The sequence below is a fragment of the Streptomyces sp. NPDC006193 genome (assembly GCF_040613915.1).
Classification (GTDB): Bacteria; Actinomycetota; Actinomycetes; order Streptomycetales; family Streptomycetaceae; genus Streptomyces.
The window spans coordinates 54,433-67,692 of sequence record NZ_JBEXTB010000019.1; the positions used below are offsets into that span (position 1 = coordinate 54,433).

General features: G+C 72.7%; 13 protein-coding genes. 12 read left to right on the plus strand and 1 reads right to left on the minus strand.

From position 1 onward, the window contains the following. Positions 1 to 46 precede the first annotated feature (46 nt). The 6 genes from ABZ261_RS18730 to ABZ261_RS18755 all read left to right on the plus strand — a co-directional run bounded on the left by ABZ261_RS18730 (position 47) and on the right by ABZ261_RS18755 (position 5,435). A complete protein-coding gene (locus tag ABZ261_RS18730) occupies positions 47 to 355 on the plus strand; it encodes a DUF2469 domain-containing protein (protein WP_003965949.1) in 309 nt (102 codons plus the stop codon). Between the two features lie 135 nt (positions 356 to 490). Beyond that, positions 491 to 853 carry a YraN family protein gene (locus ABZ261_RS18735; protein WP_356860440.1) on the plus strand — a complete coding sequence of 121 codons (363 nt, stop codon included), beginning with the start codon at positions 491 to 493 and terminating at the stop codon, positions 851 to 853. Further along, complete coding sequence (locus tag ABZ261_RS18740) at positions 854 to 2,479, plus strand: YifB family Mg chelatase-like AAA ATPase (protein WP_356860442.1); 1,626 nt, start codon at positions 854 to 856, stop codon at positions 2,477 to 2,479. Then, entirely contained in the window at positions 2,476 to 3,636 is a 1,161-nt protein-coding gene (gene dprA / locus ABZ261_RS18745; protein ID WP_356860444.1) for a DNA-processing protein DprA, read from the plus strand. The genes ABZ261_RS18740 and dprA overlap by 4 nt, the downstream gene beginning before the upstream one ends. 333 nt (positions 3,637 to 3,969) lie before the next feature. Next, entirely contained in the window at positions 3,970 to 4,812 is an 843-nt protein-coding gene (gene whiG / locus ABZ261_RS18750; protein WP_356860446.1) for an RNA polymerase sigma factor WhiG, read from the plus strand. A gap of 65 nt (positions 4,813 to 4,877) precedes the next feature. Then, on the plus strand, positions 4,878 to 5,435 hold the full coding sequence (locus ABZ261_RS18755; RefSeq protein WP_356860532.1) for a helix-turn-helix domain-containing protein: 558 nt from the start codon (positions 4,878 to 4,880) through the stop codon (positions 5,433 to 5,435). Between the two features lie 696 nt (positions 5,436 to 6,131). On the opposite strand, the gene ABZ261_RS18760 is transcribed toward ABZ261_RS18755, so the two are convergent. After that, the gene (locus tag ABZ261_RS18760; RefSeq protein ID WP_356860448.1) at positions 6,132 to 6,716 is read right to left on the minus strand and encodes a M23 family metallopeptidase; all 585 of its coding nucleotides are present in this window, start codon (positions 6,714 to 6,716) and stop codon (positions 6,132 to 6,134) included. A 273-nt stretch (positions 6,717 to 6,989) separates the two neighbouring features. Between ABZ261_RS18760 and rpsB the strand changes: the two genes are divergently transcribed. The 6 genes from rpsB to ABZ261_RS18790 all read left to right on the plus strand — a co-directional run bounded on the left by rpsB (position 6,990) and on the right by ABZ261_RS18790 (position 13,252). Beyond that, the gene (gene rpsB / locus ABZ261_RS18765) at positions 6,990 to 7,871 is read left to right on the plus strand and encodes a 30S ribosomal protein S2 (RefSeq protein WP_356860450.1); all 882 of its coding nucleotides are present in this window, start codon (positions 6,990 to 6,992) and stop codon (positions 7,869 to 7,871) included. Between the two features lie 189 nt (positions 7,872 to 8,060). Further along, positions 8,061 to 8,906 (plus strand): translation elongation factor Ts, encoded by an 846-nt coding sequence (gene tsf, locus ABZ261_RS18770; protein ID WP_356860452.1) that lies wholly within the window; start codon positions 8,061 to 8,063, stop codon positions 8,904 to 8,906. 216 nt (positions 8,907 to 9,122) lie between these two features. Next, positions 9,123 to 9,881, plus strand: coding sequence for a UMP kinase (pyrH, locus tag ABZ261_RS18775; RefSeq protein WP_356860454.1), 759 nt, complete (start codon positions 9,123 to 9,125; stop codon positions 9,879 to 9,881). A 183-nt stretch (positions 9,882 to 10,064) separates the two neighbouring features. Continuing rightward, a complete protein-coding gene (gene frr, locus ABZ261_RS18780) occupies positions 10,065 to 10,622 on the plus strand; it encodes a ribosome recycling factor (protein WP_356860456.1) in 558 nt (185 codons plus the stop codon). Then, positions 10,622 to 11,755, plus strand: coding sequence for a phosphatidate cytidylyltransferase (locus tag ABZ261_RS18785; protein ID WP_356860458.1), 1,134 nt, complete (start codon positions 10,622 to 10,624; stop codon positions 11,753 to 11,755). The genes frr and ABZ261_RS18785 overlap by 1 nt, the downstream gene beginning before the upstream one ends. Before the next feature lie 270 nt (positions 11,756 to 12,025). Next, entirely contained in the window at positions 12,026 to 13,252 is a 1,227-nt protein-coding gene (locus ABZ261_RS18790) for a cytochrome P450 (protein ID WP_356860460.1), read from the plus strand. Positions 13,253 to 13,260: the final 8 nt, after the last annotated feature.

The window sequence follows — 13,260 nt, forward strand, 5'->3', positions numbered from 1 at the left end:
GACTGGCGCACAATGGGGGGATCGCACGGCTGAAGGGGAACATGCCATGAGCGCCGAGGACCTCGAGAAGTACGAGACCGAGATGGAGCTGAAGCTCTACCGGGAGTACCGAGATGTCGTCGGTCTGTTCAAATACGTGATCGAGACTGAGCGGCGCTTCTACCTCACCAACGACTACGAGATGCAGGTGCACTCGGTCCAGGGTGAGGTCTTCTTCGAAGTGAGCATGGCCGATGCCTGGGTCTGGGACATGTACCGGCCGGCCCGCTTCGTGAAGCAGGTACGGGTGCTCACGTTCAAGGACGTGAACATCGAGGAGCTGAACAAGAGCGATCTGGAGCTGCCCGGCGGCTGATGACCTGCGGGTTCTCCGCCTCCTACCCGTTCTTGCCCGTTCGGGTGACGGAGTTCTCCACAATCCCCTGGCCGTCCACCGAGATCAACACCGGCGGACGGGATGCGTGACGGTTGGCACGGAGGTGGTGCCGACATGAACGCACGAGAGGCAATCGGCAAGTACGGCGAGGACCTGGCCGCCCGGCGGCTCGCCGAGGCCGGGATGACGGTCCTGCAGCGCAACTGGCGCTCCGGACGGTCCGGCGAGATCGACATCGTGGCGCGGGACGGCGACGTGCTCGTCGTCTGCGAGGTGAAGACCCGCAGGGGCAGCGGCTACGAGCATCCGATGGCCGCCGTGACCCCCGGGAAGGCGGACCGGCTGCGCCGGCTCGCCGAGCACTGGATCCAGGCCCACGGAGGAGCGCCGCCGGGCGGCGTCCGCATCGACCTGATCGGCGTCCTCCTGCCCCGCCGGGGCGCCCCCTGTGTCGAGCACGCGCGGGGGGTGGCCTAGATGGGCTTCGCCCGCACGTGCTCGGTGGCCCTGGTCGGCGTCGAGGGCGTCGTCGTCGAGGTCCAGGCCGACCTCGAACCCGGCGTCGCCGCCTTCACCCTGGTCGGCCTCCCGGACAAGAGCCTGACCGAGAGCCGCGACCGGGTCCGGGCGGCGGTGGTCAACTCGGGCGGCGAGTGGCCGCAGAAGAAGCTCACCGTGGGGCTCAGCCCGGCCTCGGTGCCCAAGGCGGGGTCCGGCTTCGACCTCGCCGTCGCCTGCGCGGTGCTCGGCGCCGCCGAGCGGATCGACCCCCGGGTCCTCGCCGACATCGTCATGATCGGGGAGCTGGGCCTGGACGGCCGGGTCCGGCCGGTACGGGGCATCCTGCCCGCCGTGCTGGCCGCGGCCGACGCGGGCTACGAGCAGGTGGTCGTGCCCGAGTGCTCCGCCGCCGAAGCCTCACTCGTCCCCGGCGTGTCCGTGCTCGGCGTCCGCAGTCTGCGGCAGCTCGTCGCGGTCCTCACCGAGGAGCCCGTCCCCGACGAGACGCCGGACGAACCGGGGCGCCCCGACTTCCTGCTGGCGGGCCTGCGGGTGCCGGGCACGGGCGCCGCCACCGGCATGCACAGCGCCGGCGCCGTGCACCAGGACCAGGACCACGACCTGGCGGACGTCGTGGGACAGGTCTCCGCCCGCACGGCCGTGGAGGTCGCCGCCGCCGGGGGCCACCACCTGTTCCTGGAGGGCCCGCCCGGCGCGGGCAAGACCATGCTCGCCGAACGCCTGCCCGCCGTCCTGCCCCGGCTCACCCGGGAGGAGTCGCTGGAGGTCACGGCGGTGCACTCGGTGGCCGGCCTGCTGCCACCGGGCAAGCCGCTCATCGACGTGGCCCCCTACTGCGCTCCGCACCACTCGGCCACGATGCAGTCCCTGGTCGGCGGCGGACCGGGCATCGCACGCCCCGGAGCGGTGTCCCTCGCCCACCGCGGCGTGCTGTTTCTCGACGAGGCGCCCGAGTTTCGCAGCCAGACCCTGGACGCGTTGCGCCAGCCGCTGGAGTCGGGGCACGTGGTGATCGCGCGCAGCGCCGGCGTGGTCCGGTTTCCGGCGCGCTTCCTGATGGTGCTGGCGGCCAACCCCTGCCCCTGCGGGCGGTTCTCCCTCCGCGACTCGCTGTGCGAGTGCCCGCCGTCGGTGATCCGCCGCTACCAGTCCCGGCTGTCCGGCCCCCTGCTGGACCGGGTGGACCTGCGCGTCGAGGTCGATCCGGTCACCCGGGCCCAGCTCACCGAGCCCGGCGCCCGGGGCGAGTCCACGGCGGCCGTGGCCGACCGGGTACGGCAGGCCCGGGGGCGTGCCGCGGCCCGCTTCGCCGGCACTCCCTGGCGCACCAACAGCGAGGTGCCCGGCCGGGAACTGCGGAGCCGGTACCAGGCCGCCGCCGGGGCGATGGACGAGGCCGAACGCGGCCTGGAGCGGGGGCTGCTCACCGCCCGGGGCATCGACAGGGTCCTGCGTGTCGCCTGGACGGTGGCCGACCTGGTCGGACACGACCGCCCGGACGCGACCGACGTCGCACTGGCCCTGCACCTGCGCACCGGCGTCCCCCGGGGCGTGCCGATGGCCCTGGGGGCCCTGACATGAGGGAAGCCGGCGCTCCCGGCGGCGGACTGCTCGGCCGTGTCCTCCTCGCCCGGGTCGTAGAGCCCGGGGACGAGACCGCCGGGCGGTGGGTGCGGGAGCTCGGGGTGGCGGAGGTGGTACGGCGGCTGCGGTGCGGCGGGGAGCCGCTGCCGGGGGTGAGCGGCACCCGATGGGCGGGCCTCGTCGCGCGGGCCGGGCGCGCCGAACCGGAGCGGGACCTCGCGGTGGCCCGGGCCGCGGGCGCGCGGTTCGTGTGCCCGGGGGACGCCGAATGGCCGGGGCAGCTCGACGACCTCGGGGACGCGCGGCCCGTCGGGCTCTGGGTGCGCGGCCTGCCGAACCTGCGGATGTGGGCGCTGCGCTCGGTCGCCGTGGTGGGCGCGCGGGCCTGCACCGAGTACGGCACCCATATGGCGGCCACCCTCGCCTCGGACCTCGCCGAGCGCGGATGGGTGGTGGTCTCGGGCGGAGCGTACGGGGTGGACGGCGCCGCCCACCGCGGCGCCCTCGCCGCCCGCGGGGCCACCGTCGCCGTCCTGGCCAGCGGCGTCGACCGGCCCTACCCGCGTGGCCACGCCGCGCTGATCGGCCGTATCGCGCAGCAGGGCCTGGTGCTGGCGGAGCTGCCGCCGGGGGACCATCCGACCCAGAGCAGGTTCATCCTGCGCAACCGGGTGATCGCCGCGCTGACCAGAGGCACCGTCGTCGTGGAGGCCGCCCGCCGCAGCGGCTCGCTGGCCACCGCGCGGGCCGCGCAGCGCCTCGGACGGTTCACCATGGGCGTCCCCGGCCCGGTCACCAGCGCCCTCTCCGCCGGAGTGCACGAGCTGCTGCGCGGCGAGGCGGCCCTGGTCACGGACGCCGCGGAGGTCGTCGAGCTCGTGGGCGACATGGGTGACCTGGCGCCCGCCCGGCGCGGCCCCGTCCTCCCGCGTGACCTGCTTCAACCCGCCGCCCGGACGGTGCTCGCCGCCCTGCCCGGCGACCGGGTGGCCGGCGTGGAGGAGATCGCCCTGGACGCGCGGACCACGCGGGACGAGGCGATCGCGAGGCTGTACGAACTCCGCGCGCTCGGCTACGTCGAACGACACGGCGAGGGCTGGAAGTTGACACGCCAGGCGCTGAACTCGGTCCGCAGCGGTCACCATCCGCGGTGACCGCGGGTGTTCGGCCGTCCGGGGGAACACCCGACGCCCTTTGCATTTCCTGGAGTTGGCACCTCCGGCCGGTCACACAGAGCGAGGCGCGGACCGCCGTCACATCCCCGGCACGGGCACCCCGCGCACGGGTGGTGCCTCGTTGTTCGCGCACCGCGACTCCCCAGTCACGCTACGCTCACGAAGGAGGCTTCACAGACCCCGCCAACCCGACACCAGACCGACACCTCACCCAGGCAGCCCACTTCCTCCTACTCACCCTCACCCCGGTGCACACCGCAGCACCTCACGGCACACCACGACACTTCACGGCAGAACGGCACAAGGCGACGAATGCCCCAGCACACCTCCGGGTCCGACCGGGCGGCGATCCCCCCAGCCGCCCGCGACGGTGGCAGCGTGCGGCCGCCCGCTCCCTCGACGCTCGACGAGCTGTGGCGGTCGTACAAGGCGACGGGGGACGAGCGGCTGCGGGAGCAGCTGATCCTGCACTACTCGCCGCTCGTGAAATACGTCGCGGGCCGGGTGAGTGTCGGTCTGCCGTCCAATGTGGAGCAGGCGGACTTCGTCTCCTCCGGGGTGTTCGGGCTGATCGACGCGATCGAGAAGTTCGACATCGACCGGGAGATCAAGTTCGAGACGTACGCGATCACCCGGATCCGCGGCGCGATGATCGACGAACTGCGGGCGCTGGACTGGATCCCCCGCTCCGTCCGGCAGAAGGCGCGCAACGTCGAGCGCGCGTACGCCACCCTGGAGGCCCGGCTGCGGCGGACGCCGACGGAGAGTGAGGTCGCCGCCGAGCTCGGCATGGAGGTCGACGACCTGCACGCGGTGTTCAGCCAGTTGTCGCTGGCCAACGTGGTCGCCCTGGAGGAGCTGCTGCACGTCGGCGGTGAGGGCGGGGACCGGCTCAGCCTCATGGACACGCTGGAGGACACCGCCGCGGACAACCCGGTCGAGGTGGCCGAGGACCGGGAGCTGCGGCGCTTCCTGGCCAGCGCGATCAACACGCTGCCCGAGCGGGAGAAGACCGTGGTGACCCTGTACTACTACGAGGGGCTGACTCTCGCCGAGATCGGCAATGTGCTCGGGGTCACCGAGAGCCGGGTCAGCCAGATCCACACCAAGTCCGTGCTGCAGCTGAGGGCCAAGCTGGCGAGCTTCGGGCGCTGAGTCGCTCCCGTCCGCCCGGACGCGTCCGTAAAGTGGTCGCCGTGCCAAGGATCAGAGCGGCCTCCGTGGCCGAGCACCGGTCGATGCAGCGAGCCGCCCTGCTGGACGCGGCCCGTTCCCTGCTGTCCGAGGGCGGGACGGACGCCCTGACCTTTCCCGCGCTGGCGGAGCGGACCGGGCTGGCGCGGTCGTCCGTGTACGAGTACTTCCGGTCCCGGGCGGCGGTGGTCGAGGAGCTCTGCGAGGTCGACTTCCCGGTGTGGGCGGCGGAGGTCGCGGCGGCGATGGAGCGTGCCGGCACGCCGGAGGGCAAGGTCGAGGCGTATGTCCGGCAGCAGCTGGCCCTGGTCGGGGACCGGCGGCACCGGGCGGTCGTGGCCATCTCCGCGAGTGAGCTCGACCCGGGGGCGCGGGAGAAGATCCGGGCGGCCCACGGCGGACTGGTCGCGATGATCGTCGAGGCGCTGGGTGAGATGGGGCACGATCGGCCCCGGCTGGCGGCGATGCTGCTGCAAGGGGTCGTGGACGCGGCTGTGCGGCGCATCGAACTGGGGGCGGCGGAGGATCCCGCGACGATCACGGACGCCGCCGTGGCCATGGCGCTGCGGGGTCTGCACGGCTGAGGCCGGCCGGTGCCGTCGGTGCGCGTGTCCTCGCGGACCCACGGTCGCGGGGTGCCGCCGCGCCCACCGGCGCCGCCCGACGCCCCGGCTGCCCGCAGCTGCGCAGGAGCCGACCGTCCGCGGTCGTCCGCCGGCCCCGGAGCGCAGAGCGACAGGGCGGGGGTGGTTCTGGCCGGTTCGAGCGGGGGGCCACTGCCCCTGCGGGGGTCGGCCGGGCCGGCTGCCGTGCGGGATCGGCAGAACGGCTGCTGCACAGGGCGGCCGCCTGCCCCCGGCTCGGCCGGACCGGCTGCGGATCGGTGTGACCGTGTGCCGTCGGGTCGGCTGGGTCGGCTGGGTACCGATGTGACCGCCGACCGCCGCGTCGGCCGGACCGGTGGGGGATCGGCGTGACCGTGCGCCGTCGGGTCGGCCGGACCGGTTGGGAATCGGTGTGACCGTGTGGCGTCGGGTCGGCTGGGTCGGCTGGGAATCGGCGTGACCGTGTGCCGTCGGGTGGGCCGGGCCGCCGGGGATCGGCATGTTCGCCTGCCGCCGGGCGGCCCGGCCGGGGTCGGAGCGCCAGGGCGACCGCCTGGCGGGGCTTCGGCGGGGCGGGCCGCCGTGCGGGCGTGGCCGCGTGCCCTCGGGGCGGCCGGACCCGCTGCAGCTCAGGGGATGCCCGTCCGCGGCCCGCGTCCGCCTGACCGCCCGCGGCTACCCGGGCGGCGGCACGCCCAGCACCGGCAGCAGCCGCGACGGCCCCCTGTGCAGCAGCCACGGCGGGAGCAGGGAGAGCGGGTCCAGGTAGGCGGCGCCTCGCAGCAGACCCCAGTGCACGCACGTCGCCCGCCCGCAGTGCGAGCCCGCCGGTTCCACCGCTCCCACCACCTCGCCCGCCCCCACCTCGTCGCCCTTCCGCACCGCCGCGCTCACCGGCTCGTACGTGGTGCGCAGGTCCGTGCCCGCGAGGTCCACCGACACCACGCCCCGCCCCGCGACCCGCCCGGCGAAGTACACCCGCCCGGCCGCCACCGCGCGTACCGGGGCGCCTGCCGGGGCCGCCAGGTCCACCCCCCGGTGGCCGGCGCCGTACGCCGTCGCCGGCGGCTCCCAGCCCCGGAGCACCGGCGGGCGGACGCCCACCGGCCAGGCGCGGCCGACGGCCGGGACCGGTACCGGCGGGGAGGGCGGCGGCGCCGGAGCCGGGGCGTCCGCCCGAGCCGAAGGGGCCAGCGCGGCCGCGGTCAGGACCAGCGGCCCGACCGCCCGCAGCGAGACGCATAGCATCACTCGTCGCATGCGAGAACCGTCCCGCACCCGCACCGGCCACCGCCGGACCCTGTGGACCACTCCCCGGTTGTGGACAGCGGCGTCACCCGGCGCCCCGCCGGTCCCGTACACTTCTTCTGGCGATCCGGGTCACCGGGTCGACTTCGCACGCCCCGGTACGGCAGCCGGCAACGGTTCGTACCAAGCGCCTCTCGGTCCATCGCGGCACGGCGCACCCGGGCGTCAGGCGCGACCGCCGTCCGGCGGACGCGGCACAACCGAGAACACCGAGGAGAAACGGCCATGGCCGTCGTCACGATGCGGGAGCTGCTGGAGAGCGGCGTCCACTTCGGTCACCAGACCCGTCGTTGGAACCCGAAGATGAAGCGCTTCATCTTCACGGAGCGCAACGGCATCTACATCATCGACCTGCTCCAGTCGCTGTCGTACATCGACCGCGCCTACGAGTTCGTCAAGGAGACCGTCGCCCACGGCGGCACGGTCATGTTCGTCGGCACGAAGAAGCAGGCGCAGGAGGCCATCGCCGAGCAGGCCACCCGCGTCGGCATGCCCTACGTGAACCAGCGCTGGCTGGGCGGCATGCTCACCAACTTCTCGACCGTCTACAAGCGTCTGCAGCGCCTGAAGGAACTGGAGCAGATCGACTTCGAGGACGTCGCCGCCTCCGGTCTGACCAAGAAGGAGCTGCTGGTCCTCTCCCGCGAGAAGGCCAAGCTGGAGAAGACCCTCGGCGGTATCCGCGAGATGCAGAAGGTGCCCAGCGCCGTCTGGATCGTGGACACCAAGAAGGAGCACATCGCCGTCGGTGAGGCCCGGAAGCTGAACATTCCGGTCGTCGCGATCCTCGACACCAACTGCGACCCCGACGAGGTCGACTACAAGATCCCGGGCAACGACGACGCGATCCGCTCCGTCACCCTGCTCACCCGTGTGATCGCCGACGCCGTCGCCGAGGGCCTCATCGCCCGCTCCGGCGTCGCCACCGGTGACAAGGGCGAGAAGGCCGCGGGCGAGCCGCTCGCCGAGTGGGAGCGCGACCTGCTCGAGGGTGAGAAGAAGGACGAGGCTCCGGCCGCCGAGGCCGCTCCGGCCGAGGCCGCCGCTCCGGCCGAGGGCGAGCAGGCCGCCGAGGCCGCTCCGGCCGCCGAGGCCGAGCAGGCCTGACGCCGGTCCGTCAGCGTTCGACGGCAGGGGCGGCACTGCACCCGGAGCGCCTCCGGCGCGGTGGAGTCCGCCCCCGCCGTTCACCCGTGGGTCCGCACGACGTACGCGGTCCGCGTCCCCTGTGGACCGCGGATCGCGGACCGTGCGGATCTGAAGATCTTCCAGACTTCGAGAAAGACTCACAGACTCATGGCGAACTACACCGCCGCCGACGTCAAGAAGCTCCGTGAGCTCACCGGCGCCGGCATGATGGACTGCAAGAAGGCGCTGGACGAGGCCGAGGGCAACGTCGAGAAGGCCGTCGAGGCGCTGCGCATCAAGGGCCAGAAGGGCGTCGCCAAGCGCGAGGGCCGCTCCGCCGAGAACGGCGCCGTGGTCTCCATCATCGCCGACGACAACTCCTCCGGTGTCCTGGTCGAGCTGAAGTGCGAGACGGACTTCGTCGCCAAGGGCGAGAAGTTCCAGGCCGTCGCCAACGCGATCGCCGAGCACGTCGCCAAGACGTCCCCGGCCGACATCGACGCCCTGCTCGCCTCCGAGATCGAGGCCGGCAAGACCGTCCAGGCGTTCGTGGACGAGGCCAACGCCAACCTCGGCGAGAAGATCGTCCTGGACCGCTTCGCGCAGTTCTCCGACGGCTACGTCACCGCCTACATGCACCGCACCATGCCCGACCTGCCCCCGCAGATCGGCGTCCTGGTCGAGTTCGACAAGCAGACCGACGACATCGCCGCGGTCGCCAAGGGCATCGCCCAGCACATCGCCGCCTTCGCGCCGAAGTACCTCTCCAAGGAGGACGTCCCGGCCGAGGTCGTCGAGTCCGAGCGCCGCATCGCCGAGGAGACCACCCGCGCCGAGGGCAAGCCCGAGGCCGCGATCGCCAAGATCGTCGAGGGTCGTCTGAACGGCTTCTTCAAGGACGCCACGCTGCTCGGCCAGCCGTACGCGCTCGACAACAAGAAGTCGGTCCAGAAGGTGCTGGACGAGGCCGGCGTCACCCTGAAGCGCTTCACGCGCATCAAGGTCGGCATCTGAGTCCGTACCGCGATCGACTCCCGACCCACCGAGAAATCCCCGAGGGAATCCCGATAGGGTCGAACGCAGTCGCCCGCGCACACCGCCACACCCCGGTGTGGGGCGGACGGCAGCAGAACTGACGAGGAGGCCATTGCCGCGCATGGGAGCGAAAAGCAACCCCACCGGCAATGGCCTTCTTCGTATGTGCAACACGTGAAAGAGGCGGGATCCCCCATGACCACCAAGGCCCGAAAGAGCGACGACGGCAAAGTACGCGGCCGGTTTCTGCTGAAGCTGTCCGGAGAGGCGTTCTCCGGTGGCGGGGGCCTGGGCGTCGACCCGGACGTGGTGCACAAGATCGCCCGCGAGATCGCGGCCGTCGTCCGGGACGGGGCGCAGATCGCGGTCGTCATCGGCGGCGGCAACTTCTTCCGCGGCGCCGAACTCCAGCAGCGCGGCATGGACCGCGCCCGCTCCGACTACATGGGCATGCTCGGCACCGTGATGAACTGCCTCGCCCTCCAGGACTTCCTGGAGAAGGAGGGCATCCAGTCCCGCGTGCAGACCGCCATCACCATGGGGCAGGTCGCCGAGCCGTACATCCCGCTGCGCGCCGTGCGCCACCTGGAGAAGGGGCGTGTGGTCATCTTCGGCGCCGGTATGGGCATGCCCTACTTCTCCACCGACACCACCGCCGCCCAGCGCGCCCTGGAGATCGACGCCGAGGCGCTCCTCATGGGCAAGAACGGGGTGGACGGGGTCTACGACTCCGACCCCAAGACCAACCCCGACGCCGTCAAGTTCGACGCCCTCGGCTACGGCGAGGTCATCACCCGCGACCTCAAGGTCGCCGACGCCACCGCCATCACGCTGTGCCGGGACAACAAGCTCCCGATCCTGGTCTTCGAGCTTCTCGCGGAGGGCAATATCGCCCGGGCCGTCAAGGGTGAGAAGATCGGCACGCTGGTGGGCGACCAGGGCAGCCGGGACTGACCGGCAGACCCCGGCGTCCGGGCGCGCCACCTGTCCGGGGGACGGACGGGACGCGCCCTGGCCGGGGGATGGACAATGTCCTGCCGGTCGGGAACCGTGCAGGAAGAAGACGCGACGCAGCCGGCCGCCGACCGACTTCAGGAACCGCAGCCGGGCCTTACTCAAGACACGCAGGAGCAAGTGGTGATCGAAGAGACCCTCCTCGAGGCCGAGGAGAAGATGGAGAAGGCCGTCGTGGTCGCCAAGGAGGACTTCGCCGCGATCCGCACCGGCCGTGCGCACCCGGCGATGTTCAACAAGATCGTGGCCGACTACTACGGTGCCCCGACGCCGATCAACCAGCTGGCCTCGTTCTCCGTGCCGGAGCCGCGCATGGCGGTCGTGACGCCGTTCGACAAGAGCGCGCTGCGCAACATCGAGCAGGCGATCCGTGACTCCGACCTCGGTGTCAACCCCAGCAACGACGGCAACATCATCCGGGTGGTGTTCCCCGAGCTGACCGAGGAGCGCCGCCGCGAGTACATCAAGGTCGCCAAGGGCAAGGGCGAGGACGCGAAGGTCTCCATCCGCTCCGTGCGCCGCAAGGCCAAGGACGCCATCGACAAGTTCGTCAAGGACGGCGAGATCGGTGAGGACGAGGGCCGCCGTGCGGAGAAGGACCTCGACGACCTGACGGCGAAGTACGTCGCCCAGGTGGACGAGCTCCTCAAGCACAAGGAAGCGGAGCTGCTCGAAGTCTGATGAGCGACTCTTCGTGGGGGGCGCCGCCGTCGGCGGGGCAGGCCGGCTACTGGGGCTCCGGCGAGGGCGGGCCCGCTCGCGGGGCCGCCCCGGCGGGTCCCGCGTACGACGCGCCCGAGGCGCAGCAGACCCGCCCCATGCCCCTCGTGCCCGACGCGCCCGCGTATCACGGGGACCCGGACGGCGACCGGGGGGCCGCCCGGCCGGGCGGCCCCCCCTTCCGAGACGAGACGTTCCAGGCCCGGGGCTTCCCGGCCGAGACCCAGAACCCGGAGCCCATGTCCGACGCCCCGCAGCCGGCGCCAGCGCCGCAGAAGAAGAGCGCGGGCCGTGACCTCGGCGCGGCCATAGGCGTCGGCGTCGGGCTCGGTGTGGTGATCGTCGCGTCCCTGTTCGTCGTCAAGGCCGTCTTCGTCGGCGTCGTGGCGGTCGCCGTCGTCGTCGGCCTGTGGGAGCTGACCAGCAGACTCCGGGAACGCAAGGGCATCAGGGCGCCGCTGGTGCCGCTCGCGGTCGGCGGCGCGGCGATGGTCGTCGCCGGGTACGTGCGCGGCGCCGAGGGGGCCTGGGTCGCCATGGCGCTCACGGCCCTGGCCGTCCTCGTCTGGCGCATGACGGAACCGCCCGAGGGCTACCTCAAGGACGTCACGGCCGGCGTCTTCGCGGCGTTCTACGTGCCGTTCCTGGCGACGTTCGTCGCGCTGATGCTCACCGCCGACGACGGTCCCTGGCGGGTGCTGACCTTCCTGCTCCTGACGGTCGTCAGCGACACCGGCGCGTACGCGGTCGGCTGGCGCTTCGGCAGGAAGAAACTCGCCCCGCGCATCAGCCCCGGCAAGACCCGCGAGGGCCTGCTGGGGGCGGTGCTGTTCGCCATGGCCGCGGGCGCGGTCTGCATGCAGTTCCTGATCGACGACGGCAGCTGGTGGCAGGGCCTGGTGGTGGGACTCGCCGTCGCGGCCAGCGCCACGCTCGGCGACCTCGGCGAATCCATGATCAAACGGGATCTGGGCATCAAGGACATGGGCACCCTGCTCCCCGGGCACGGCGGCATCATGGACCGCCTGGACTCGCTGCTGCCCACGGCGCCGGTGGTGTGGCTGCTGATGGTGGTGTTCGTCGGCTCCGCGTGAAGCCGACCGCCGTACTGCCCCCGGGCCCCGTCCGCCATGCGCGGGCGGGGCCCGTCGCCGTCCCCGGCCCCTTGCCGTCCCGCGTCCCCGGCCCCTTGCCCTCCCCGGGCCCTTGCCCTCCCCGGGCCCTTGCCCTCCCCTTCGCCCCGTGGCCGCACCCGGTCCACGGATGCCGCAGCAGAAATCGCCGGGCGGGGCCGCCGGACGGCAGACTCCCTGAGAGGACGGCGTGTCCTCAGCCGCCAGGCGACGCAGCAGGGAGTGAGCCCGATGCCCCTCGACCCCGCCTCCGTACCCACGCCCCCGCCGGTGCGGTTCTGGCCCGTCGACGACCTGCCCGCCCTCGACCCGGACCCGTTCCTCGACGAGCTGCTGCGCGAAGAACCCGTCACCCGGATCCGGCTGCCGCACGGGGACGGGCACGCCTGGCTGGTCACCCGCTACGAGGACGTCCGCTTCGTCACCTCCGACCCGCGCTTCTCCCGGGAGCGGGTCGCCGGGCGCGACGTGACCACCATGCGCCCGGCGCCGGTGGCCTCGCAGACGGCGGGCCTGCAGTACATCGACCCGCCGCGGCACAGCCGGCTGCGCCGGGTCGTCGCCCGGGCGTTCACCGGCCGGAGCATGCAGCGGCTGCGCCCGCTCGCCGAGCGCAGGGCCGCCGAACTGCTCGACGGGATGGAACGCGCCGGTGCGCCGGCCGACCTCATGGAACACCTGCACGGGCCCTTCCCCGTAGCGGTGGTCCGGGACTTCCTCGGCGTGGAGGAGAAGGACTGGCACCGCTGGGCGGAGACGGGCGAGGCGCTGCTGTCCGCGGGCGCGGAGTCCGAGGAACGCGCCGGGCGGGCCGCCCGGGAGACCCGCGCCCGCATCGCCGAACTGCTGCGAAGCCGCCGTGAGGAACCCCGCGAGGACCTCGCCGGAGTGCTGGCGCAGGCAGCCGCGGCGGGTGAGATCACCGACGACGAGGCCATCTCCCTCGCCACCGCCGTCCAGGTCAGCGGCGGCCACGCCGTCCGCAACAACAGCGGCTCGATGATGTACGCGCTGCTCACCCACCCCGAGCAGATGGACCGGCTGCGCCGCGAGCCGGAACTGCTGCCGCGGGCCGTGGAGGAACTGTTCCGCTACGTCCCCCACCGCAACGGCGTCGGCATCCCGCGGATCGCCACCGAGGACGTCGAGGTCGGCGGGCACCTGATCCGCAAGGGCGATGTCGTCTACAACGCGTATGTCGCCGCCAACCGCGACCCCGAGGTCTTCCCCGACCCCGACGCCCTGGACTTCGACCGGGACGACGGCCCCCACCTGGCCTTCGGTCACGGCCCGCACCACTGCCTGGCCGCCATCATGGCCCGCATGGAGGCCGAGGTCGTGATCGGCTCCGTGCTCACCCGCTTCCCCCGCATCCGCCTGGCCGTGCCCCCGCAGGAGGTCGAGTTCCAACGCCGCGGCCTGATCCGCGGCCCCAGAACCCTCCCGGTGACCTGGTGACCGCAGGC

Coding starts and splice junctions, on each gene's coding strand:
- pyrH (WP_356860454.1), top strand. CDS start 9,123: ATGACCACCAAGGCCCGAAAGAGCGACGACGGCAAAGTACGCGGCCGG.
- ABZ261_RS18790 (WP_356860460.1), top strand. CDS start 12,026: ATGCCCCTCGACCCCGCCTCCGTACCCACGCCCCCGCCGGTGCGGTTC.
- whiG (WP_356860446.1), top strand. CDS start 3,970: ATGCCCCAGCACACCTCCGGGTCCGACCGGGCGGCGATCCCCCCAGCC.
- dprA (WP_356860444.1), top strand. CDS start 2,476: ATGAGGGAAGCCGGCGCTCCCGGCGGCGGACTGCTCGGCCGTGTCCTC.
- tsf (WP_356860452.1), top strand. CDS start 8,061: ATGGCGAACTACACCGCCGCCGACGTCAAGAAGCTCCGTGAGCTCACC.
- ABZ261_RS18760 (WP_356860448.1), bottom strand. CDS start 6,716: ATGCGACGAGTGATGCTATGCGTCTCGCTGCGGGCGGTCGGGCCGCTG.
- rpsB (WP_356860450.1), top strand. CDS start 6,990: ATGGCCGTCGTCACGATGCGGGAGCTGCTGGAGAGCGGCGTCCACTTC.
- ABZ261_RS18740 (WP_356860442.1), top strand. CDS start 854: ATGGGCTTCGCCCGCACGTGCTCGGTGGCCCTGGTCGGCGTCGAGGGC.
- ABZ261_RS18785 (WP_356860458.1), top strand. CDS start 10,622: ATGAGCGACTCTTCGTGGGGGGCGCCGCCGTCGGCGGGGCAGGCCGGC.
- ABZ261_RS18730 (WP_003965949.1), top strand. CDS start 47: ATGAGCGCCGAGGACCTCGAGAAGTACGAGACCGAGATGGAGCTGAAG.
- ABZ261_RS18735 (WP_356860440.1), top strand. CDS start 491: ATGAACGCACGAGAGGCAATCGGCAAGTACGGCGAGGACCTGGCCGCC.